17 protein-coding genes and 1 pseudogene are annotated in these 23,839 nt (G+C 34.5%); 10 read left to right on the forward strand and 8 right to left on the reverse strand.

Annotated features, from left to right (window positions below; all coding sequences use genetic code 11):
- Window positions 1-115 precede the first annotated feature (115 nt).
- From XYLOR_RS01470 to XYLOR_RS01485, 4 genes are read right to left on the reverse strand one after another with little or no spacing between them, the layout of a single operon-like run.
- Entirely contained in the window at window positions 116-2,659 is a 2,544-nt protein-coding gene (locus XYLOR_RS01470; RefSeq protein WP_169730542.1) for an AAA family ATPase, read from the reverse strand.
- A gap of 13 nt (window positions 2,660-2,672) precedes the next feature.
- Window positions 2,673-4,376, reverse strand: coding sequence for an ATP-dependent nuclease (locus tag XYLOR_RS01475; RefSeq protein WP_036876342.1), 1,704 nt, complete (start codon window positions 4,374-4,376; stop codon window positions 2,673-2,675).
- Window position 4,377: 1 nt separating this feature from the next.
- Window positions 4,378-5,733 carry a restriction endonuclease subunit S gene (locus XYLOR_RS01480; RefSeq protein ID WP_036876344.1) on the reverse strand — a complete coding sequence of 452 codons (1,356 nt, stop codon included), beginning with the start codon at window positions 5,731-5,733 and terminating at the stop codon, window positions 4,378-4,380.
- Window positions 5,730-8,045, reverse strand: a complete 2,316-nt coding sequence (locus XYLOR_RS01485; protein ID WP_036876347.1) for an N-6 DNA methylase — start codon at window positions 8,043-8,045, stop codon at window positions 5,730-5,732. The genes XYLOR_RS01480 and XYLOR_RS01485 overlap by 4 nt, the downstream gene beginning before the upstream one ends.
- 460 nt (window positions 8,046-8,505) lie before the next feature.
- Here XYLOR_RS01485 and XYLOR_RS01490 point away from each other — a divergent pair, with 460 nt between their 5' ends.
- From XYLOR_RS01490 to XYLOR_RS01515, 7 genes and pseudogenes are all read left to right on the forward strand, one after another.
- Window positions 8,506-9,696, forward strand: coding sequence for a hypothetical protein (locus XYLOR_RS01490; protein ID WP_036876350.1), 1,191 nt, complete (start codon window positions 8,506-8,508; stop codon window positions 9,694-9,696).
- A 241-nt stretch (window positions 9,697-9,937) separates the two neighbouring features.
- The gene (locus tag XYLOR_RS01495) at window positions 9,938-10,234 is read left to right on the forward strand and encodes a DUF3127 domain-containing protein (RefSeq protein ID WP_036876353.1); all 297 of its coding nucleotides are present in this window, start codon (window positions 9,938-9,940) and stop codon (window positions 10,232-10,234) included.
- 72 nt (window positions 10,235-10,306) lie between these two features.
- Complete coding sequence (locus XYLOR_RS01500) at window positions 10,307-10,726, forward strand: hypothetical protein (RefSeq protein ID WP_036876354.1); 420 nt, start codon at window positions 10,307-10,309, stop codon at window positions 10,724-10,726.
- Between the two features lie 171 nt (window positions 10,727-10,897).
- A complete protein-coding gene (locus XYLOR_RS01505) occupies window positions 10,898-11,302 on the forward strand; it encodes a hypothetical protein (protein ID WP_036876356.1) in 405 nt (134 codons plus the stop codon).
- Window positions 11,287-11,724, forward strand: a pseudogene (locus tag XYLOR_RS14130) (BT4734/BF3469 family protein); the annotation flags it as partial. The gene XYLOR_RS01505 and the pseudogene XYLOR_RS14130, both read left to right, overlap by 16 nt.
- Before the next feature lie 117 nt (window positions 11,725-11,841).
- Window positions 11,842-13,779, forward strand: coding sequence for a DUF3987 domain-containing protein (locus XYLOR_RS01510; RefSeq protein ID WP_245601933.1), 1,938 nt, complete (start codon window positions 11,842-11,844; stop codon window positions 13,777-13,779).
- On the forward strand, window positions 13,770-14,177 hold the full coding sequence (locus XYLOR_RS01515) for a DUF5675 family protein (RefSeq protein WP_036876360.1): 408 nt from the start codon (window positions 13,770-13,772) through the stop codon (window positions 14,175-14,177). The genes XYLOR_RS01510 and XYLOR_RS01515 overlap by 10 nt, the downstream gene beginning before the upstream one ends.
- A 469-nt stretch (window positions 14,178-14,646) precedes the next feature.
- Here XYLOR_RS01515 and XYLOR_RS01520 read toward each other — a convergent pair whose 3' ends face one another.
- Both XYLOR_RS01520 and XYLOR_RS01525 read right to left on the reverse strand, forming a co-directional pair.
- A complete protein-coding gene (locus XYLOR_RS01520; protein ID WP_036876362.1) occupies window positions 14,647-15,945 on the reverse strand; it encodes a hypothetical protein in 1,299 nt (432 codons plus the stop codon).
- Window positions 15,946-15,960: 15 nt separating this feature from the next.
- Entirely contained in the window at window positions 15,961-16,197 is a 237-nt protein-coding gene (locus XYLOR_RS01525) for a hypothetical protein (protein WP_036876364.1), read from the reverse strand.
- Between the two features lie 823 nt (window positions 16,198-17,020).
- Here XYLOR_RS01525 and XYLOR_RS01530 point away from each other — a divergent pair.
- From XYLOR_RS01530 to XYLOR_RS01540, 3 genes are all read left to right on the forward strand, one after another.
- The gene (locus tag XYLOR_RS01530; protein ID WP_036876367.1) at window positions 17,021-17,614 is read left to right on the forward strand and encodes a hypothetical protein; all 594 of its coding nucleotides are present in this window, start codon (window positions 17,021-17,023) and stop codon (window positions 17,612-17,614) included.
- Between the two features lie 1,088 nt (window positions 17,615-18,702).
- A complete protein-coding gene (locus tag XYLOR_RS01535; protein ID WP_051508817.1) occupies window positions 18,703-19,032 on the forward strand; it encodes a helix-turn-helix domain-containing protein in 330 nt (109 codons plus the stop codon).
- Window positions 19,025-20,107: a type II toxin-antitoxin system HipA family toxin gene (locus XYLOR_RS01540; protein WP_036876369.1), complete on the forward strand. Its 1,083-nt coding sequence runs from the start codon at window positions 19,025-19,027 to the stop codon at window positions 20,105-20,107. Before XYLOR_RS01535 ends, XYLOR_RS01540 begins: the two co-directional genes overlap by 8 nt.
- Window positions 20,108-20,278: 171 nt before the next feature.
- Here the strand turns inward: XYLOR_RS01540 and XYLOR_RS13745 are convergent, their stop codons facing one another.
- Both XYLOR_RS13745 and XYLOR_RS01550 read right to left on the reverse strand, forming a co-directional pair.
- A complete protein-coding gene (locus tag XYLOR_RS13745) occupies window positions 20,279-20,572 on the reverse strand; it encodes a hypothetical protein (RefSeq protein WP_051508818.1) in 294 nt (97 codons plus the stop codon).
- A gap of 298 nt (window positions 20,573-20,870) precedes the next feature.
- A complete protein-coding gene (locus XYLOR_RS01550; protein WP_169730543.1) occupies window positions 20,871-23,615 on the reverse strand; it encodes an outer membrane beta-barrel protein in 2,745 nt (914 codons plus the stop codon).
- Window positions 23,616-23,839 lie beyond the last annotated feature (224 nt).

Here is a 23,839-nt window from a genome sequence, read left to right on the forward strand (position 1 = left end):
TCTCAATATTATCAACTGGCAAAGTCATTTTTAAAAACAGGAGTGAATGGACATGCTCCGAAAAAATAGAAAACACATTGCAGGGTGGGTGGCAATGGTCCGGGATATCTAGTTTCTACTTATTTAATATAACTCTTAAATCTCTAATAAATTCATTTGCTTCGCATTGACGTAGTTGATTATAAGTAGATTCAATGCCATTATGCAAACTAGAGCCAGACAAACGACTATGGATAGTGTTTAGTTTGTCAATTGTTTCAGAATCATTCACAAGGGTCTTCAGTTTACCCCATTGTATCCGACTTTTCTTACAGGAGTACCTAGTCGGGATTTGATTACGAAAAACAACTTCATCAATCAAATGTTCAACTGCCTGGCGTAGATCGTTTGTGATTTCCCCTACATTATCAGAGAAAGGTGGAGTTGTAGAGAAATGTTCAGCTTTATCTAAATAAAACTTTGCGTTTTGCTTCTTATAGGAAACAATTAGTCCTTTATTACCATTAAATTCTTCTGTTTCATAGATGTATATATGCTTTCCTTGTTTCCTACATCCCTGTGCATCATAATTTGGACATATATGGTCCATGCTCTCAAAAGCACTTTGGAATAACAACTCATGATTAAATAATATCACCTGATTATTCAGTTTATAAAGCATTTGAGCAAACGACTTCGCAATCTCATTGTCAAGACTATTAACAGGATCATCCAATATTATTGGATTTAAACCGCTTTGAAGTTCTATTTCTGCGAAAAACATAGCTAGTCCAACGCCTTTTTGCTCGCCCTCACTCAAAATTTGTTGAATATTATTCTCGTTATTACTTAGTACTAATTCAGTAGAATATATTCCATGATGATTACTCGCTTTCTGAACTTTCATCCCCAAGCGTTTCAGCCCAATCTCTTGTAATTTATTCTGAAACGTATTAGCAAGTTTTTCAGTTATAAGTTCATTATGTGCCGTAGTAGAAAGCAAAGAAATTGGACGACTTTTAAAATGTTCTTTTTTATCAGTTATAGTCGAAATCGAGTCTATTTTATTAAACCAATCTCTTATGGCGTCTTTTTGTGCTGCTATTGACTTTGCATCTTCTAATATGGTTATTCTTTCTTTTAAATTCGCTATTTTAGGTTGCAACTTTGAATCCTTTTCTTGACTTTCAGCTATCTTAGTATCAACAGTATTAATTTCTTCGTCTAATTTTTTGTTTATGATTTCAATAGATAGAACAGGTGAATTCATTTCTTTTTTCTCATTCACGCAACCTGTAAGTTCTTTATATAGGTTTTTATTAGCGTCTATTGAATGTAAAACAATCTCTAATAGGCTTTGGCTTTCATTAACAGCAATTGCTCTCAATATTTTTTTTATATTGTCATCCAAATTAATATCTGGTACATATCGTAACAATTTATTATTATAAATTGAAAGAGCTTTTTCTTTGTTTTTCAACTCAGTTTCCGATTTATCAGATAGAAAACTAGTATAACTTTGTACTATTTTCAAAGCCCCGTCATCATACGGTCTATGGCAGTATGGACATTCATCATCATTTCCTGTTATTTTTTTATATTGGTCAGCTGCATTAATGAAGTTACGCCATTCTGGACTTGATGTATTAGACAATGTAGTCAGTATAGCAAATTGTTTAATAGCTTCACTGTGGTTATTCTTTGCTTTTACATAATCTAATAAACAAACGTTCCATTCCGTAATTAAGTCCTTCGCTGATTTAAATTTAGTAATCAGTTCTCTTTTAATATTAGATAGAGCATCCTTTTCAAAATTTAATAACCTTAATGTTGTATCAATATTAAACTTTAAAAGACTTTCCAATTGTGTTTTGCAGTTTTTAAGTTGCGCTTGTTTATCGTCACCAAATGAATATGATGCTTCTATCGCTTTTCTTTGGGATACATCAAAATGTTTATTATTGAATACCCCTTTATTCTGTTCTAGTAATTTGTCAGTGGCGATTCTTGGCAATTCTGTCGTAATTGTATTAATCTTGTAAGAAAGTATGTCCTGAATTTGAATCTCATAGTCAACAATCTTTTGAAAAAGTGATAACCCCAATGGTTCAATTACAGTAGCATCAACATTGCGTTTTGAAATCAGAGAATTAAGATAGTTGGAATCAAAAACCTTGCAGAAAGTTAAGTCTGGTATTGTTTCAATTGATCCACTACATTCTTTCTCTTTAGGTGTATCATCTTTAATATAATTTATTTTTACCAAAATCGGTTCTGAAATATCCTTATAAACATTTGGAAGAATACTTTCCTCAACATCACCACCTGTCATTTTGTTTAATATGCGGAAATAGCTACTTTTACCAGTTCCATTCATACCGTGAATAATAGTGATATTAGGCGAAAAATCTATATTTTGATTGTCCATTAAAGCATTCACTCCAGAAGTATGTTTTAAGGCCGTCAATTTTACAGTACCTATTAATTCATTAGAAAATGATGTAGGAATTCTATAGCTCTGTGCAGAACCACGAACATATGCATCTGCAATCTCTTGTAATTTTTCGTCTGTTACGTTTCCATCTGTCTCTATTGTAGCATATATAAGGCTCTTGAGCCATTCTTCTCTTGAGCCAGCCGCCATATCCATTAGATATTCTTTTGCATTAGTTTTTGCCATTTTATAAATTATATTAAAAAAACACTTCAAGTAATTTATCAAGAACTGGTTGAAATCCATCAAACCATTCATCCTTAAAAGACTGATAATTATTTTCTATGTATGTTTTTATGCGTTCTTCTCCTTTAATTTTATTGTTTATTCTGAATTCTTTACATGTGGAACGTCTACTAAACTCTGAATACATTTTGTCTTTTTCTTTTTCGTAAGACTCTTTAGAGAAGAAATCCTCAATAAGAATGGTGTTATTATTTTTTATATCATCCTTCTCAGAAGGAGAAAAATCTTTTTCGTAGTTTTCTTGATAAAATATAGACATAACTTTTTCATCGTTAATTTTTTTTGTCTTTTTCCAACCATCAAATCCACCACAATCACAATCATATATAAAAACAATTTTTTTAAACTTGTCTTTTTTAGGGATTAAAAGTTCGTGGTACATATTCAGAGCATTTCCGGCGCTTCCACATGGTAAAATAGAAATATTCTTTAATATTTTATATTTCTCATCCTTACGTGAAAATACAGATATAGCTTTCTCTAGGTATTTTTTATCATAAACACCTTCTGCCATAAGAATATATTCAGAATTCAATATAGATACTCCTTCGAAAAGGTTTATCATACCTCCTGATAATTCATGGATTTGTTCTAATACTTTTTTATCTTCTAACTTTCCATTACTCATATAGAATATATTTTGTTCTTTAGTCGTGTCTAAATTTAAAAATATAGGAGAATGGGTCGTAAATATAGTTTGGCCTTTAAAATCGCTTATGATTTCTAAAAGTTCCTTCTTTCTTGAAACATGTACATGTGCATCTGGCTCATCAAGCAAAACTAAAGAATTTTCGTCTGCCAAAATTTTAGTGATACATTCTATTAGAATTATTTTCTTTTCACCTTCACTTAAATTAATTAAACTAATATTCCCTATTTTGATATCAATTCCTGTTATTAATTTGTCAATGCTATTTGTGGTATATTTTTTAGGTTGCGTTAATAAATACAAATACTGAAATATAGCCCTGCTTTTAAGTGGTAGAGGTATTCCATTATGCATAATGTCGTAAGAGTACAATGCTTTCAAATTAACTTCACAAGATTCTTCTTCTTTATTTACAAATCTATTAAACCATCTTATAGCATCATGCTCTTTAAAAGAACTATATTTATTCACATCAACATAAAAAGTTGCAGATACTTCATCTAAATCATTTATCTTTAAAATATTTTTTATATGCTTATTATTCTCGTCTGAAGAAAGCAATGCTATTAGAGCAATTGCCCAACAATATTTGTTAACATATAACATTTTTGGACTAAAAGAGTTCTCGTTGACAGCTTTCTTAAAATACTTCATGTGGTAAATCATGTAAGCTTTATGCCATAATCGCAAATCTTCGCCACTGTAGCAAGCTATAACAGAAGTTGGGTATTGCATATCTTTGTTCTGTATTACAGTACCTTCTTCTTTGGCTTTTCCCTTAGTACGATAATATTTTTTCCCATTTAATTCATATTCGATTTCATACTTAAAGGGTATATGACACTTGTTTAATAGACCATTAAATATTATACTAATAGCTTCGAGCAAGTTACTTTTACCTGAACCATTAAGGCCAATTAATGCAATATAACCGTCCTGACAGGAGAAATCATATTCTCCTGTCAAATTCTTGTACCCATCTTCTATTGTTAATTTTAGTAATCTCATATTATTCAAATATTGATTTTTCAAATTCCGTTAAAGCCTCATTTCTTAGTCGTTCTGCTTCAGCTTTCATGTATTTTATTTTTTCTTTCTCAGTATTTATATGAGCAACAATACTATCTTGAATAGATTTGTCTGGCAAAGGAATAGTTATTTTACATAAATTATCAATACCCAATTCAGTTTGTTTAGTAGCTTGTGCCGATTTTACACCTTCTACCTGTTCTTGTCCTATACTACTATTGAAGAAGTATACAAAATAATGCGGATTTACAGTTTGCTTTAGCCTTAATAGTAGTATATGAGTATCGCATAATAGATCAACCGAATCAGAAGATATATAGCTTGATCGTCCAATCGTTCCTTCTCCTGTAGAATTTATGAGAATGTCACCTTCTTTTGTAAAGAAAGAAGATTCTATATTGGATAACCATTTTTCATCCACCGATTTCATGTATCTTTTATCTATAAAGTCCCATTTGTTACATTTCTGATTTAGAATATATGAAGTTGTTCCTTCTTTATATACAGGGCTCTTACCTCTAAATGCTGATAGTTTAATATCTTTAATTTTGAATATATCGTATGCCGATTTTATTGATTGCGACTTTTTAATTTTATTTATGCCCCATTCGACAATATTTCTGAAACTTACTTTTTGTAAGAACTCTTTTTTTTCATAATAATCTTGAATATTATCCCGTTGAATGTCGAGCACATTAATTAAATATTTCTCTATATTTATTTCGATTTCACTAGCTTGTTTTTTTAATGTAACAGCTTGTTTGATTTTCTCATCATAGATTGAAATTAAGGAGTTCTGCTCTTGTGTTGATGGAAGTGGTATTTGGAGAGTTTTAAGAATATCATAAGATAAATTTTGTCTAACAGATCCAGTAGTATTTTCGCAAATTTGATTATGAAAAAGATTCGTTTTCATTACTAAAAAAAGAAATCTAGGTATTATCTCTTTTTTGCAACTAAATACTACATAAGCAGGACTAATATATTCGTAATGATTGATTTCTTGTCTAATTCCTATAGAACCAACGTTTACACGATATGGATTATAAGCAATCCAATCATATTCCATTCGTTTATATTTTTGTTTTATTTTAGAGCCATTTTCTATATAAGCATCAAAAATTCCAAAATTATTATTTACTCCTAATATTCCATAATTTGTTTGTGGATCACTGATGCTATATTTATTTTTCTGTTCTGTAATAACATTTGATAAATCTATAATTTCAAATGCAGATTTTATTTGAGTTGTGAAATATCTCTTAATATCCCATTTTTGAACGTTTTGGAATCGTAAGAATTTGAGGTATTTGTTATGTGTTTTCGTTTCCATCATTTGTTTTGCTTTGTGTAAAATATTTCGGGTTTACTAGCTATTCCATCAGTTACACGAATACGCATTACATCATCTCCAAAGATTTTATAGGATGTGGAATTTATGGTCTTATTCCATAAATGCTTATTATTACAATATGCAATAAATTCTTTTTCAAGAGGTCTTAGCTCGTTTTTATCTTCAGTATCATTTCCCGTGGCGTCTATTCCTGCATTTTTAACTTCAGCAAAAGGTATTTCATAGTCAAAGCGTTTTTTTACAAGTTGTTTTATTTCCTGTTCTTTAACTACTTCAATTTCTTTTAATTTAGCTTTGGCAGTTTTATTATTTTTAGAAATTATATCTTTTAATTCTTTCGATAATCCCTTTGTCGTTTTCTTAATAGTTTCATATAATCCGTCAATCTCGGATTTATATTTTTCATTTATTTCTTTTGTAGCGTCGTCTTTTATTCTTATAAATTCTTTCTGTTCTTCTTCTGTAAACTTTTTAAAGAAAAGCAAACTTGGTTTTACGGTAGCCCCTGATGCCATGAAGACATCTTGTGGAATAGAAACAATAAGAATAATTTTTGCATGTTGTTCAACAAAATCACGAACTCTCTGGAGATTGCTGTTATTTAAAACTCCTTCTGGCAATACTATCGCCATTCTTCCTCCAGGTTTTAGTAAATTGAGGCAACGCTCAATAAAGAGAACCTCTGTAAGTCCGCATATTTTACCTGTTTCGTATAGACCCAGAATGGATTTTCCGATATTACTATTTACTTGTTTTAGCGCATCTTCGTATGCTAGACCATAACGTTCTTTATATTTTGCAATTTTTTCCTGATCTGTAAAACGGTCGGCTTCAGATACCAATGAGTCTTTTTCTACGCGGCTTCCAAAAGGCGGATTGGTTAATATTACATCGAAACGATTTTCAAAAATACCGTTTACGTTCAGTAAACCGTCATGATGATGTACACCACCATGACCATCGCCGTGCATTATCATATTCATTTTAGCAGTACGCGCCATCCTAGGATTCGCGTCAGTTCCATAAATGCAATTAAATGAAAGTGAACGCAGACGACCTTTATTATTATTTATATTAAGTTCTTCATTTATAACAGTAAAAATTTTTTCAATATTTTCTTCAACTTCAACTTTTTGTTTATTACTTAATTTTTCATAGTCATCATCGAAGAATGTATCCTTTAATATTTTTTTTTGTATCTTAATATCTTCTTCGATATGTTCACGAACATATTCAAATGCTTTAATTAGAAACCCTCCGCTACCGCAACATGGATCACATACAAGTTCACCTTCTTGTGGATCAATAACAGAGACCATAAAATTTACAATAGTACGTGGCGTAAAAAATTGTCCTAGTTCACCCCTGAATGTTGTACCGAGAAATTTTTCGAACGCAAGACCCTTAACATCATCTGATGTTGTTGAAAGGTTATATATCTGTAATTCTTTTACGATTTGTTCAAAACTATTTTCACGAATTTCTATTTTTGCATTATCATCAAAGAGGTGATCATTTGCAAATTGTTGTTTTGTTCTTTCAAAAAGATTCTGATAAAATGGTATTGCATCTGTTATCCCCATTTCCTTATTTAACTTTTCATAGGCTTTCCGATTTTCAATAAAACGTTCTTTTGAAAAAATCTGTCCTTCGTTATTATCTCGTTCATAACGTACCTTTATAAATAAAATTTTACTTATTTCATCAAAAGCTGCTTCAGGTGATAATTTGTCGTTATCCCGGATTATATCATGGCATTTCGAAAGCAATTTTGAGAATTCATCGCGTGTAAAAGATTTAGTTTGGTTTAGAATCTTCTTAATAGCTTTCTCGTCATTCGCATCTTTTGCACTTGGAATATCTGCAATTTCTTTAAGGTCAACAAATGTCTGTGGTATAGTGTCTTCTGTAAGTTTAAATATTCTTGTTTCTTTTTGGTTTGTTGTTACTAAAAATTTAGCATGCATCCAAGATGCATAATTAAAACCTTGAAAATAATCCTCTTGGTGAATCGTAATATACTCTGCTTTACATTCTACAACAATTAAAGCTCTTTTCTTATTTATCTTATCATCAGAAGAGCTCCATATTACGATGTCTGCCCGTGCTGTTCCAGTACCTCTTGAAGAAGCTTCTGTAGTTGTAATTTCTTGGGCCATTTGTTCTAGTGAAAAACCGTAATTATTAACTAATCTACAAATGTAATTTTGTCTAACAAGTTCTTCTGGTTTATCTACTAGCCATTTATCTTTTAAAGGTGCAAAGATTTTCCCATCTTTTTTTTGAATTTCCATATCTTATTGTTGTATTTTTATTATTCCTTGTTTGTCTTATCGTTATAAATCATAAAATAAGTTCAACTTATTATGAAATACTTTTTCTATATTATTCCAATCAAACTAAAGAGTGATTGGTAAGAATATAAATGTATCATGTTTTCATGTCATTAATGATTTTAACTTCAAAGGTACTTTTTTTTTCTTATATGTGCTAATTTTTTAATAAAAAATTATTCTTTAATAAAAAGACTGACACCTTATGGTCCGTCTTTTTTAAAACAATTAATACTCATACATTAATAAACTTTTCAGGAAACGAGCTATTGGCATGTTCCGTATTTCTAACGCTGTGGTTTTTTATGCATCATTTCATCATCTCGTATTTTTTTATTAATTTTGCACTTCGTTTAAAATAAGAAATCGAGAAGGGGCAATAATTGTCCCCTAAATAAGCTATAATTAATACTAAAACAGAATGGGGAATTTTCGGTATAAGAGAATAACAGACGAAGAGGCAAAACGTTTGCAAAGGCAATATTGTGAAGATAATCTGTTTAAACTGCTTATGCCTGTGTTAGAATATTATGGCAAATGCTGCACTGAACTGTCGCCTGTGGAGATATGGACTGAGGCAATGAGATTGACTTGCGAACTGGTGAAGTCGGAACATCCGGAGGTTAAAATAAAAGAGGTTGTAGGGCTGTTGACTAACGAATATCTATCTTTCAGCGATTGTTCTGAGCGTAGTATGGAGGATGCCGAACGCACAGCGTTTCTAGTACTTATCACACTACTGTTTCTGCTTGTTACTAAGATTACGTGGCAAGACGAACAGATGCAGCATGATATAATATTGCGTCTGGCAGAGGCGGTATATTATCATCCTTTGCGTGAAGATTTCATGCTCCTTGTATATGTAGGTGGTGATACAAATAATGCGGAATATCATTACGAAAAGGTGCTGAAACGTACGTCTGTTTTTATGGCTAGCGAGCCTATAGATTCTGAATATGTGAAAGTAACACTAATGCAGGATTTTATTAATTCTATAAAACGACATGGAGACATGGAGACTGCTAAGGAAATAAAAGGTGCTTTGTCTGATTTCAGTAGGGAGAATGGACATCTATATGATTCTGCTCTTGATGATTTGAGTGCTTGGGAGGAAATGAAAAACAATGAACCTAAGGGGTGTAAATTTTTTGTACAAGGTAATACGTCGACAGATGAACTGAAGTCTGCTGATAGAACCAAAAGTATAAGTCTCAAGTCTCAAACAGGTGGACGCAGAAAGGCGCATTTGTTTATGGATGTCAACGGCATAAAGGATCAGAATATAACAACGCATAATGTTGCTGCATTCACAGGCTTTCTGGCGCAACATCATTCTACATCTAGTGTTTTGTTAGAAACAAAGAAGGATAACTATATAGCAAAGGTCTTTGTATCTTTTTATCGCCGTTGGATGAATAACGGATGCGTGGAAAGAACTGTCAACGGCAGTGCCTGTTACAGATTCCTTACAGAGGATTGCGGGCTGCCTTGTGCTACTACCGAGAAAACTTTTAGCAACTGGATCAAACTGAAAATAAAAGATGATGACGCTGATATAATCCTCGATGGCAGCATTGAGAATTATATAAGAGAAAACAATTCTTATGCCTAACTGGTTTTTTAGTTTGACCTAAGAATATTTTTTGATATAACATAACTTGTTTATAATAAGGGTAATACAGATGTATTGCTCTTATTTCTTTATGCCGAATTGAATTCGGCATATTTGGCATAAAAGGCCTATTGAATTATTTTTCTGACTTTTGCACTCGTCAATCAGCAATGATGGTGGCGGGCATGAACCCGGGCTTGACTCGCTGCAGTTGCTGATTGCATTTTAAAACAATAATAAAATGATTACAACAGTAATTGCAAGAATTGCGGGTGCTACTCCCGCAGAGAGTTTTCAGGGACGCGACGGACAGTGTGTTACAAAATGTACGATTATTATCAAAACCATTGAGGCTTATCCGCAGACTTTGGCGCTGACTGCATTTGGCGAACTTGTGCCTTGGGCGCAACAAATAGGGCGCACGGTTGAGGTTGGCGTCGGTATGTCGAGTCGCGAATATGAGGGACGTTGGTTCTCTGAACTGAGGGCTATCGGCATGAAGTATGCGCAGTTGCCTTTGCCTGAGGCAGTGCACTGAATGACTGATGAGGAGATAATAGATAGAGTATAATGTTGTATTTATATTTACATTTACACAAGTAGAATTATCATGATGAAGATATTAGGAAAGAACGAAAAGACAGTGTTCGCGGCTTATTTTACAACCATGGATTTGAACGAACGTGACGTGGTAGTGAACTTTAGATTACCAATGGAATTTGGAATGCTGAGGGCTGCCGACTGGGCTGAAAAAGAGATGCACATGGCTGGTGAATGGTTGGCCGGTAGTTTTGATTGTTACAATATGGCTGAAAGACTACGGTATATGATGCCGCTACACGAGGGTAAACGCAAAGTGTTGCACCGCACTCGTATTGCGGAACTTACACTCGGCGGCGGCTGTTTCCGGATAGAAATGGTGCTGAAAAGGATGGATGACTTTATTTTAATGGCTGATTCTTTGGATAAGGCTGTTGATGAGATGGTGAGTTGGATGAGGATGAATGCTTATTCGGTTAGGCTGCAATAAGAGCTCTACTCTTTAATTACTCTTCCGGTTGTTACTTATCCTCCGTCACTTCGTGATACCTCCCTCATCAAAAGGGAGGAATAGGGGAGACCCGAAGGGGGAGGAATACGTACATCCGTATTACTATTACTGCGGGCAAAAGCCCGATAACGTTCTAAAAAAAATAAACAAATGGACGAGATAAAAATCGAGACTGATAGCATAAGTCTCTGTGGTACGACCACAATAAATAAAGAGGGAATAGTGAAATTTAAGGCTGACGAAACGCAAGCCGACAAACCTAATCTGCCAAAGAAGGTGCAGAGAATGGGACGCATGGAATATCTGATTGACGGCGGACTGACGTTCACCCCTTCGCAGATGCTGAAACAGATGCAGATGGCTCCTATGAGAGAGAAAATACACGACAATGGTATTTTAAGAATAGAAATGACAAGCCGCTCGTTTATCGTACATGTTAAGGTGCCTTTGACGATGGAAGACGTTGAAATAGAAGACGCACTGGATGACGAGATGGATAATGCCGTGGAGGTAATCATGAAGAAAAGAGAGGAGTTGAAATGTTCGATATTGTAAATAAATTTAATGGTAGACCTGTCCTTTGTACGAAAGAAATATTACACAATACCTTGTGTTCGCAAGTGGTGGTAGAGACGTGCAAGGAGATTGACAATCTGGTTAGGACTAAGATAGAAGAGGTAGAGCGGCAGATAGCCGCTACCACCGAACCGGGCGACATCGCGGCTCTCGAAAAGGACGAGAAGGCACTGTGGGAGGAAGTGGCACAGTTGAAGAAACGCTTGCCTGCCTTCTGTTTTCAAGCTCACTATACCGACGGCAAACGGCATAATAAAAGCGCCGAAGAAAGCGGACTATGTATGTTTGATGTGGATGATCTGGAAGATCCAAAGGCTACATACGAAGAGACGGCCGAGAAAATAAAGAGCATTGGTGTGGTGCTTGCTCACATCACTCCATCCACCCGCGGACTGAGATATGTGTTTCGCACACCCAAAGGCATGACTATCGCCCAGGCGCAACTGTGGTTTGCCGGTCAACTGGGCATCGAACAATACGACGGGTGCACCAAAGATCTTGCCAGAATTTCATTTGCAGTGCCTGAGGCGTATGTGCTGATGATAGACGAAGAAGGATTGTTTGCAGAGAACAAAAATCCATCTGCCGAGAACCCAATTGTAAATGAACAAGTGGAAGCTAAGGAACAGAAAAACGATATTGAGCCGAAAAAAAGTCTCAGGTCTCAGGTCTCAACAGAAAAAACAGCAAGCAAGGGTGTAGAATCTGCAAAAGAACTAGTAGACGAACCGAATTTCAAGGGCATACCTTTTAAGTTGATCATTGACAGACTGCTATTGGCACAGGGTGTAGACGGCGAACCTGCTGAGGGTGAGCGTAACACCACACTTTACAATCTGGTGCGTCAACTGCGATATATCTGCGACTTCTCACAATCAAGATTAATGCAGGTAGTGCCAAGATGGGGAATGAGCGAAGAAGAGGTGGCGCAAACGGTACAATCGGCTCTGTCGACTGTGCGCCGCACAGAACTGCCGCCACATCTGGGACAGACGCTACGCCTGCTTACATCACAGCAAATGGAGATGAATGCGGCTACAGCTGATGCTGCGGCAGGTATAGAACAGGCCGACGCAAAAATCATAGTCCCATCATCTGCCAATGATAAGACACCCCCTTTACCAGAGCATCTGCCGCGATTGTTAGACCTGCTTACCAAGAGTTATCCGCAAGAATACCGCGCCGCCATCCTGATGTCTGCTATGCCTATCCTCGGCACTCTGGCCACAAGGGCAAGGGCTAGATATTTTGACGGAGCTGAGCATTCGCTGTCGTTCTTGACCTGCATCGTTGCGCCACAGGCGAGTGGAAAGAGTTGTACACGAAAGTTGGTCGATATGTTGCTCGGACGACTGCAAAAGCAAGACAATGACGAGCGCGAGAAGGAGCGCCGATGGATGGAAGAGAAGAAGGCCCGCAAGAACTCAAAGCAACAGCCTGAAGATCCCCGCGCGAAAATAAGAATAGTGCCTGCCACAATATCCAATGCCATGCTGTTCAAACGATTGGACTGTTCGGACGGTGAGCATCTATTTACTTACGCAGAGGAAATTGATACGCTATCCAAGGGCCGAAAGAGTGGGGCATGGAGTCAGAAAGACGACATAATGCGTCAGGCATTCGACAACTCGATTTGCGGCCAGGACTACATGAGCGATAACTCGTGGAGCGCAATGGTGAAGGTGTTTTACAACACGCTGACGTGCGGTACTCCTGTGGCGGTACACCGATATTACAACGACGTGGAGGGCGGACTGGTGAGCCGTGTGTGCTTCTCGCAACTGCCTGATATGCTCGGCGCTCAGATGCCTATCTTCGGACGTCTGTCGAAAGATGAAGAGGTGGAAGTGGCGCAATGGGCTGAAAAGTTGATGGCTATCGGACTGAATAAAGCCGGAAAAGAATCTGATGCCGCAGGTGAGGCGGACGAATCGGGCAATAGCTCAAACAAACTGCCGACATCTGAACCTGTGGAGTACGACATCCCTCGTGTGAAACAGGCCATATGGGACTGGCTAGAATCTCGCCGTCTGGAATATCTGGAGACACAGGAGAACCCCGCACTCGACATCTTCCGCCGTCGCTCAGCCGTAATCGGGTTCAGAGCAGGACTACTCGCAGTGTTGCTTTCTGACGAAAAAGAGACAGACGAGGCAATAGAATTCGCCACATGGGTGGCAAGTTATGCGCTTGCAGAGCAGTTAGACCTCTTCGGCGAGGAGATGAACCGCCTGATGTTTGATGGAGAATCATTATATTCGGGAAAGGACAAATCGACTTATTTTCAGCCACTGTTGGGTTCACTGCCGGATGAGTTCACTGTAGAGCAACTTGTACTTCTGCGTATGCAGGCCGGCTATAAGAGTCCTGTAAAACAAGTACTTTGGAGATGGAAACAAAATGGACTGATAGAAAAGATCAGTAAAAATAGATTTAAGAAACTACAATGGAAATAACAATTACGAGAATAGCCAAGAAGGCTGATTACACGATAGGGCGGCTGACAATAAACGGCCACAGGATATGCGACACGCTGGAGCCGCACTGCATAAACTGGGCAACAGAGACAAAAATAAAAGGTAAGACGGCAATACCCGAGGGTAGATACAGAATAATGATGAAGATGTCATCAAAATTTGAAAAACAGATGCCATTCTTAATGGATGTACCTCATTTTAAAGGTGTAATGATACATCAGGGCAACACACCCAAGAACACTCAGGGTTGCATCATTGTAGGTTATAACACCATCCGTGGATTAGTGCTGAAGAGTAGGCAGGCCATGGAAAGTATCCAAGATTATCTTGATACTGCCATTGAAACTAAACAGGAAATTTGGTGTGTGATTAAGTAATCAGACATTGCTTGGATAGCGGCTTATAATCAATTAAGTAGACATATTTTTATAAATGTGTCTACTTATTGTTATTTAAGACATTGGTTTTTATAAAAGTATCGGTCTCAAGTCTCAAACTATTAGTTTATACAACGCAAATTAAGACCTAGCGATATTCCTTATTGTTATAAAAATGCCTTTATTGTATTATTAAAATCAAAGTTAAACAGTGGCCATTTTTGTGTATATCATGGTGACGCAATGTTTAAAATCATGTATTATAGCCACCTTACTGTATCAGTTGCATGTGCAAGAATATTACCGATATGTGAGATTTCTATAAATTTGCGAGCTATGACCACATCTTTATGATAATATATTGTAATGCCTTAGAGAATATGGGCATCTTGCATATTAATTTTCAGCTATTGTTAATATCGATTATTTTAATTTTATTATTTTACAGGTTATAAATTTTCTCACTAATTTATTTTTTTGCTAAATCCCAATATCTTTTTTCGAAGAAAAACTTAATCTTTTCTGTTTTATTGGTAGTAATAAAGTCAAATATTTCTCTTTGTCTTGGTAACATTGTTTTATCATTAACTAAAATCATTAAGTCTTGTAATCTACGAGTAGGTTTATTGCTAGATAGTTCACGTATGACATCTATATCTGTATCTATAATTTTGAAAAGGGTTCTTATACTGGTTTGAGACAAATTAGAAATCATCAACTTGTTATATTGTTGCGCATTTGTTGCTATTCCATATGAATTTCCGACAAAGGAAAGAATAATAGCTTTTACATAAGTATATATAGCAGATATAGGTACTTCTTTTCCTAAAGAGGCTAAGTCTTTTGCATATTCTGTTTCATTGTAAAAATTATTCCATCCGTAATGTGCATCTATAAGAAGTTGAGAATGTTTTTTAAATATAATATCTTTAAATGACTCAGGAATATAGTTTATACCATCAACTAATTTAAGAAAAGCTAAGGCTTCATTTGCTGCATCTTTTCCTTTTACATCTCTTAGTGAAGCAAATTTTGCAGCAATGCTACTTCTGACTTCATCAGATACTATTTCCCATAATTTTGGAGCTATTAACTTTATATTATGCTTTAGATTTAGATTACAATCTTGTTTTATAAAATTTGAAAATAGATTGTGAAGTATTGGACCATGTATTTTGGGAGATTGACTTTCAATAATAGCAAAAATATCATCAACATTTTCAAATTTATCAATTGTAAGATTTTCGATTAAATCTTTTATTCGTAGTCCTGGCACTGGTAAATCGAATGTTAAAACATATTTTATGCAGTTTTTTATAAAATTAAATGTCTCTAACTTATCTAAGTTTCCTAATGGATAATGTGCTGTCGAAAATTCATTTCGTAATTCACGGCATTTTTCTAAAAAAAAGTGAGCCTCTGCGGATATTATTCCTAGTCCAAATACACCTGAAATTATTTGATAGTCTTTGATTTCTCTTAGATCGTCTAATGTTTTGAGAGGGCGTCCGTCCCAATTGATTGCAGTTAAAAAATATTCAATTCCATATGCAATTATTTTATTTTGTAAATCAAAAATAGAAAGATTCCAAATATAATTTATTGCGGCATCATTTAGTTCTGCACCAATAGCAATTTTTGCTTTTTCAAGATTTCTATCATCTCTATAATCAGGTCGAATTGAACGTTTAACGTCTTCCCATCCTGTAACAAGATCGGATACGTTGTCTAAGTTTTTGTATCTTGAAGGGAATGCTAATTTTTCCATGTGTATGTATTGTATTTATAGTACATCGAAAATTGAGGAAATTTTCCCAGTTCTTTTATATTCATTCCACATTTGATCAAGTTGCATTTTAGTTGCATTTCTTGTTGCGTTTTTAATACCCCTTGCAGCTGCTGGGTGGATTAAATGTGCTGCGATAGCTGCAGCAAAAATTCCATATTTTATTGCTGCACCTCCTCCATAAATTAATGCATAAACAGCCTTGTCTTTTAATTCATTTCTTTGTTCTGACATAATAACCTCCTTTATAAATGTATTAAATAATATTAAATTAATAACTTTGTAATATGTAAATTTGTAGAATATTGCAAATTTTTATTGTTCTTTTCTAGATTTAAGATTGAAAATAAACATTTTTCTTCTTGGCGTTTTTTGATAAATGTTGTTTAATTTTCAGCAAAAATATAATTTATATTTGAAAATCGCAATAATAAAAACATATTTTTATATTCTTGTAATTAAAATTTACATAATTTTCGGAACTTATTATAAGGTGAAGTTTTATCCACTATTTTGTTGATTCCCATTGCTAGCATTTTGTTTTCGGTTATTAACAAATTATGCCAGTTATTACATTGTCATATTCTGTTATCTCTTTTAACTGCTATTTATTTTACGAAGATACAATATTATTGCTAACAATCAGATTCTTCGTATATTGAAAAACGACAACTGTATGATTGACGTGAATTAATTTAATTCGTCTTCCAAATCAAATATTTCCAATATATTAATAAATAAGTCTAAATATAAAATAAAAATAAAAAAACTTTGAAATAATAAAATAAAATAATAAATTTGCAAGATATTAAGAAATATCTTTATATAAAAATAATGCAATAAGAATGAAAGACATATGCCAATTTTTGTTCAACATTATAAAAAATAAAATATGTCTAATAAAAGAAAGCGTTATAATAATAATGATTAGAATTAATTTAAATATATAAAAATGGCAATACTTATTAGCGTCTTTACTATAATATCCTCTATTGGGTATTATCTCTTCTATGTAATACTTCAAAATAGAATTAATAATTTGTCATACAATGACTTTATGACTAAAACATCGAATGAGCTAATATTATTGTTAGAAGATAATGCTAAAATAAATCAGCCTAAAGTTGCATATAGGGATTACGAAAAGCACCAATCAAATATGACGTCGATTCATTTAATAACTAGTATTTTGGATTCACTTATCACTGAGAAAAAAGTACTTGTCACATCTTACCACTATAGACTTTTATTTCAATCTTATAACTTGACGAGTAATTTTCCTTGTGCTGAAAAATATATTCTTTTAGCTATTGAAAATTCAAAAACGGATAAGTCAAAAGTTGAAAATCTAAATGCACTTGCTGATTTTTATTATAATAGAGGCCGATTTCAGGATGGCGAAATTAAATATAAAGAATCTTTAAACATTTTACCAGATGATTTAGATGATAACACATATACAAACGGATGCACATACGTGTGTTGGTATGTCAGTATGACAAATTTTTCGTCAATTGAAGCTGCAGATATTTATTATAAGAAAGCATTAGAGTGCTTCTTAAGATGTAAAAAATATTACATCAAAAAAACGGGATTGGACTATCTTGAATATAAGAAGAACCAGCTAATAAAATCAAAACAAGAAGTTTAGCTATTTTAGATATACTGGGTTGGTTTTAATTACCAAAATCCCACTAACTTACTATTACTAATAAGTTTAGTGGGCTATTTTTTCATAATGGTACTAATTCAGCCGTTAAAGACAAAATACAAGTACTCCATTTACTAAAATTGTAATGACCATAATATTGTTAATTAAAAGATTAAATATAGAAATACATAAACTACAGCAAATATATATATAAATCTATTATACTCATTTTAAATGTTTTAATTAATCGTAATTAACTATAATTAATCGTCGTTATATGTTGGGCGAAGATTAGAGAGGAAACAGATTATCTGCTTAAGATAGACATTAACTGAAAATTTTACTTTAATATTTATAGTCCTCAAATTATATTAGCTAAAATTTACACTATGAAATGGTATTATAAACATATTTAATAAGCTAAAATAATAGATATATCTTAATTAATTTGTATGTTAAATTTGCAATAATATGATCTTTTAGTAGAGCATCTAATATAGGCAAAACAACTTACATTAAAAATGCTACAGGAAAATTTAAATATGACTTTAGTATAATATAAACCAACTTATAATGGCCATTTTTTTGTTTAATTGAAAAAACGGAAAATATGTATTAATGAATTCTTCATCAGACAATTGGGAAGTATTAATCAATTTGATATTTTTAAAGCAGAACCTGTTATTCCAAAAACAAATCAAATGTTATTATAACATATCTAAGAGATTCAACTAAAGGGATTAGAGAAGAGTTTATAAACAATTTGTCTATTAGCGACTCCAATTTTTAAATTGACATCCCTATAGGAATAGCTCGAACAAGGAATAGAAAATAAAGGAATATTTCGGTTCTGTCGCTGAAATAAACAGGATGTCAGGTGTTTGATGAAGTAATATTACATCGCTTCGATACCCGCTTATAGTCAAATAAGTAGACCTTGTACTATTTTATTCTGCCAAGATATATATTCTGTATTATACACTAGTTAAACTCGTCTGTGGATGTAAAAAACTCTTAGTTTATTTCATTTATTCAAATAAATATATTATCTTTGTAACTGATAATATTTTAATAGTAAATAGTAAAATATGATAGATATTGATAATATATTATCAGTTAATGAAGTGAATGCTGATAAACTTTGTTTGCAAGTTGCTGACAAAGTAAGATTACGTAGACTGGAGATGAACCTTACGCAAACTGGTATGGCTCAGCGCTCAGGCGTGAATATAAATACTTATAGGCGGTTTGAAAAAACAGGAGAAATTGCATTTCTTAATTTGGTAAAGATTGCCTCTGTATTGGGAATGACAGACGATATAAATCGTCTATTCTCTCAAAGAAAATACAATTCAATAGAAGATGTAATAAATTCAAACAAAATAAATAGCAGAAAGCGAGGTAAAAAAAATGAGTAAAGTTAATCAAGTTGAAGTTCATATTGACAAAAAAATGGTTGGGAAAATCGCATTGACTCAAAATCTGCTATGTGCTTTCGAATATGATGGCAAGTGGCTTAAAGATGGTTTCTCTATATCACCATTAGAGTTGCCTTTGGAACGTGGTGTTAAGATAGCGCGTGCTACGCCTTTCGAAGGTGGATTTGGTGTGTTTGACGATAGTCTTCCCGATAGTTGGGGATTGCTAATACTAGATCGCTATCTTCGCCTACACAATATTAATCCTAACGAACTGACCATTCTTGACCGCCTTTCATTAGTAGGAGGAAATGGACGAGGTGCACTTGAATTTATACCTGATAAGAGTGTAGCTCATGATACTAATTCTATGACAATAGAAGATATGGCTAAGGAAATAGGATTGCTACTTGTTAATAATGATTACACGGGAGACAATCTTGATACGCTCTATCGTCAAGGTGGTTCTCCTGGTGGTGCCAGACCAAAAGTTTTTTTAGATTATAATGATTGCGAATGGCTTGTGAAATTTCCGGCACAAGAAGACTCTAAGGACATTGGTAAAAAAGAATATGACTATTCTTTATTGGCAAAAGAATGTGGTATAGACATGCCGGATACGCAGTTGTTTGATCATAAGTATTTTGGAGTAAAACGTTTCGACCGTGATAGCAATGGCAATAAATATCATGTAGCTAGTGCTGCCGGATTGCTTTGTGCTGACTATCGTGTACCGAGTATTGATTACTTGCACTTGATGGCTCTTTGCAGAAGACTGACAAATAGCGAACTTGACTTATGGAAATTATATCGGGTTGCTGTATTTAATTACGTTATTGAAAATAAAGATGACCATGCAAAGAATTTCTCTTTTATAGTTCGTGATGGTTCTTGGCATTTTGCTCCAGCCTATGATCTGCTGCCAAGCTATGGCATGAACGGTTATCACACCACAATATTTAATGACAGCATCATGCCAACTGATGATGATGTTATAGCTGTTGCAGTGAAAAGTGGATTAGACAAGAGGAAAGCTGTTGAAGTATTAAATGAGATAATGAGCAAATGTCATTAATACGATTCTATATTATTGAAATGTTATTACCCAAATTCAAGTGAATAATGCAACCGCTTATTAGATATTCCGGAGTATTGACGATGAACTGGTATCAACCGGAATATCTAATAAACAATGGAACTATCTTTAATATGTTAATTGTCCTAACAATCTTTATATAGTAAACTTTTAAGAAAGTCTATATGAAGGACGATGTATTTTGTAATATTTTTTACTTGCTACATGGCGTTTCTTATTGGCAGTAGCGTGCTTTTTGTATACTTGTGTTGGAGGATCGCATACGCTGCATGGTGCATATCCTTCGGATTTGGCTTCTGAAAGACTCATTGGAATGCAACTACGGCTTAAGTAACGACAACCGTCAGAATGGTATTTTGAACCGGTTTTGGTGACATAAACGGTCTGGGCAATGGCAAAAATAGCCATCGAGAGAAAAATAAATACAAGTAGTGATTTTTTCATGTTGTTTTTGTTATGGTTAAGTTGTTATAGCATAATAACGTAATAAATGTAGTTACTTATATGTAAAGTTCCAAACTTTTTTATAGTTTTCTATATTTGTACAGCATCTGATGTTTTATAAAAAGTCTCGGTCTCAAGTCTCAAACTATTAATTCTGAATTACTACTTTACTTTTTTTGCTGTTGCACGTATCCCTACCGCTTCCCCGTACTCCCCAAAATCGCATAGGGGAGAATAAAATAAGTGAAAGAACTTTTATCAAGGGGCACTTGCGGATCAAATTAGGCACGTGTTTTCTTTATTTGTCTTTCATCTTTTGATTAAACTTGAAGGCAACCGAAAACATAAAGTAGCGGGGTAGACTATTGTACCATGTTTCTGTTCTTCCCTGAGCATTTACTGTATAGCTCTTATTTGACAGCTGATGCAGAATATCAAAGGCTTGAAGTTTAAACAGAATGTTACCTTTAGAGATAGGTTCCGTTAACTGGGCATTCCATATCAGATCGTCGGTGTTCATCTGATTGCTGTTATAGCCTCTGCGACTAAACATGTTGATGTCTGTTGCCAGCGTTAGTTTGATAAGAGGTATCGTATATTGTAAGTTGCCACCATACTGATAATCACAGGCATTGATATTCTCAAAATCCTTACGATCACTGCGTGAGAAACGCCCCGCAAACTTACTCGTTATACCTGCAGAAAAACTTCTTAATCTGTATCCCAACCTTACGTTAAGGCCTGTATTAATGGTATTGACATTACTAATAGCTGATGTTTCTGAATTATAGGCGATGTCAAAATCTGCACTATGGTCATAATTTACATTCGCGTCGACATTCAAACTAAAAAGGCGTTTTCTGTCGAGAGAACGAAAGAAACCTCCTTTGAGAGCTGCATTCCAATTGCCATTCACGTTGTCGCTCATATAGGTGAAAGCTCCCGTGTTGGTATTGTATGTTACTCGCGTACCCCAGGCATTGTGTATATATTTGGCATCTACGCCAACCCAATAACTTAGATCGGTAGAGTCTGGATGAAACGTGGCATTGGCCGAGAGCTTATGTATTATTCTTTTTTTAAGATTCGGATTATTAATGCGCAACGACAGGGGGTTCGTATTATTTGCAAAGGGCATCAGCATATAGAATTTCGGCTCTTCAACGTTCATGCTATAAGAGAAACTACGTTTGTTAGGCCCATATCTGTTGTATGTTATATTAGGTGTAAACGAAAAGTATGAACGGCGGGCTATCGTATCAAGAGAAGATTGCCGGTAATGAATGTGTTCTCTATAGAAATTAAACGGGAAGTTAATGCTGAAAAAACTGTTTTTGGTTCCTGTATCGATACATATCCCGCTCATGTATTTCCTATTTATATCATTATATTGATAACTGTTATTAGAGTCGAATGCCTGTGCCTGTAATATTTCATTAGAAGGCAAGTCGCCAAGTTCGTCGTAGGTGCTGTCTTTCAGCCAGTCTAGGCGATAGTTGGCATTATGTTGCGAACTGAAGGACTGACCATAACCCAAGAAGGGCATTATTTTCCAGTTTCGTGGTAAGGAGTAACTATAGTTTAATGAGGCCTGATATTCATATCCATGATGGTTATTGTCTGTGTAATAGTCGCGAATGTCTTTATTGGTCGGGTTTTCATAAACAGTGTGATTCTTGGAATACAATTCATCGGGCTTATTAGACAAATAATTTCCACTCAAGGACAAACCCAGCATATCTCCCCATGGGAGGTCTTTGTACATACTTAAATGAATTCGTGTATCAATATTATTTATAAGCGATTTTGTATCTCTTGATGTGTGGTTAATCAAATAGTCTCTATAGGTAGAATCTCTGTTCTCTGAATATGATTTGGTTTTGCCATAGTCTAACGAATAGAAACAACTCATTACAAATGGTTTAAATAGCTGAAAGGTATTGTTAAGATTTACATGGAATTCTTTGTTCTTCTCAGTAGAAGAATTGCCTTTGATGATATTGCCATCCGAAGAGAATGTTTCGCTATGAGCGTGGCTGTCTTGATAGCTGTCGCTCCAGTCTACAACACCGTCTAGCTCTTCGCTCAGTGTTTTATTCTTGTCTTCGGTTTGCAAATAAAACCCCGTCTGCCTACTAGTCTTAGTACCTTGAGAGGAATCTGATGGCTTCCAATCGCCATCCTGACCGGGTTCACGATCCTCATTTACATTATTGGCATTGCCAAAGACGGCGATATTAGAATGATCTGTCATGACAAGACTGAAAAGTTGTGATTTCCAGCGGTTATTGGAACCGGCGCCGATTTCTGCATTAGCCAGATGACTGTGCCTGTATTCACGCTTTAAATTCACATCCATAACAAAGTCCTTTTTGGGCCCCATCGTAGTGTATTGCTCGGCTAAATTTTTCTCCTTATGATACACTTTAATATCTTTGACGGTGAAGTAGGGCAGGTTGTCGAGAATTATTTTGTTATTCCCCTTAAAGAAGTCATTTCCATTCAATGTGAGGTAATCCACTTTCTGCCCATTGATATAGATGTCACCATTATCCTTTAGTTGTGCACCGGGTATTTTCCTGACCAGTACATCGAGCATCGAGCCTTCAGGCAGTACGAATGCCGAAGCGTCATATACGAGGGTATCTCCGCGATAGGCAATTTGTATCCTTGTTCCTACCACCTTCACTTCGTCTAGATCAACATTCTTGTATATATCTTTCTTCTTCTTCATAAGATGCTGAGGTACTAGTGTGTAATAACTGCGTCCGCGGGGTTTTATGCTAACACTTTGATAGCAGTCTTCGTATCCTTTTCTAACGCACTTGATGATATACTGATTTTCCTTTTTTGGGACTTTAAACTCATAATTGGAGTATTTTTCGTCGATATCGCATGTTGTTGTGTCTAATATTACCGAGTCTTTGTCAAGTAAAAAGACTTTGGCCTCTAATGGTATGTGAAGGAATGAATCGTAAGCTGAACCGCATAAATCATAAAGATCGGACTTAGGCGGCTTTTTGTCATCTGATCCTTGTGCCATTATTGATAAGAATGATAAAGAGAAAATAATAGTTGCCAAAAAAATCTTATGTTTTTTGATTATCGTACAAAAATTTAAAATAATATCAATTGTTTTTACCGGTTTTCTATTCATTTTTGTTTTAATAGTCATAGTATTTACTATGTAGTAGATTATTATTGAAGTTGTAAAATTACTATAATTTATTAAATTAACATTGTATTTGTAAGGCAAAAAATATTATA

This window comes from Xylanibacter oryzae DSM 17970 (assembly GCF_000585355.1).
Classification (GTDB): Bacteria; Bacteroidota; Bacteroidia; order Bacteroidales; family Bacteroidaceae; genus Prevotella; species Prevotella oryzae.

Bases quoted from the DNA above. Each gene is read 5' to 3' on its own strand.
- XYLOR_RS01470 (WP_169730542.1), bottom strand. From the start codon at position 2,659: ATGGCAAAAACTAATGCAAAAGAATATCTAATGGATATGGCGGCTGGC.
- XYLOR_RS01475 (WP_036876342.1), bottom strand. From the start codon at position 4,376: ATGAGATTACTAAAATTAACAATAGAAGATGGGTACAAGAATTTGACA.
- XYLOR_RS01480 (WP_036876344.1), bottom strand. From the start codon at position 5,733: ATGATGGAAACGAAAACACATAACAAATACCTCAAATTCTTACGATTC.
- XYLOR_RS01485 (WP_036876347.1), bottom strand. From the start codon at position 8,045: ATGGAAATTCAAAAAAAAGATGGGAAAATCTTTGCACCTTTAAAAGAT.
- XYLOR_RS01490 (WP_036876350.1), top strand. From the start codon at position 8,506: ATGGGGAATTTTCGGTATAAGAGAATAACAGACGAAGAGGCAAAACGT.
- XYLOR_RS01495 (WP_036876353.1), top strand. From the start codon at position 9,938: ATGATTACAACAGTAATTGCAAGAATTGCGGGTGCTACTCCCGCAGAG.
- XYLOR_RS01500 (WP_036876354.1), top strand. From the start codon at position 10,307: ATGATGAAGATATTAGGAAAGAACGAAAAGACAGTGTTCGCGGCTTAT.
- XYLOR_RS01505 (WP_036876356.1), top strand. From the start codon at position 10,898: ATGGACGAGATAAAAATCGAGACTGATAGCATAAGTCTCTGTGGTACG.
- XYLOR_RS01515 (WP_036876360.1), top strand. From the start codon at position 13,770: ATGGAAATAACAATTACGAGAATAGCCAAGAAGGCTGATTACACGATA.
- XYLOR_RS01520 (WP_036876362.1), bottom strand. From the start codon at position 15,945: ATGGAAAAATTAGCATTCCCTTCAAGATACAAAAACTTAGACAACGTA.
- XYLOR_RS01525 (WP_036876364.1), bottom strand. From the start codon at position 16,197: ATGTCAGAACAAAGAAATGAATTAAAAGACAAGGCTGTTTATGCATTA.
- XYLOR_RS01530 (WP_036876367.1), top strand. From the start codon at position 17,021: ATGACTAAAACATCGAATGAGCTAATATTATTGTTAGAAGATAATGCT.
- XYLOR_RS01535 (WP_051508817.1), top strand. From the start codon at position 18,703: ATGATAGATATTGATAATATATTATCAGTTAATGAAGTGAATGCTGAT.
- XYLOR_RS01540 (WP_036876369.1), top strand. From the start codon at position 19,025: ATGAGTAAAGTTAATCAAGTTGAAGTTCATATTGACAAAAAAATGGTT.
- XYLOR_RS13745 (WP_051508818.1), bottom strand. From the start codon at position 20,572: ATGAAAAAATCACTACTTGTATTTATTTTTCTCTCGATGGCTATTTTT.
- XYLOR_RS01550 (WP_169730543.1), bottom strand. From the start codon at position 23,615: ATGGCACAAGGATCAGATGACAAAAAGCCGCCTAAGTCCGATCTTTAT.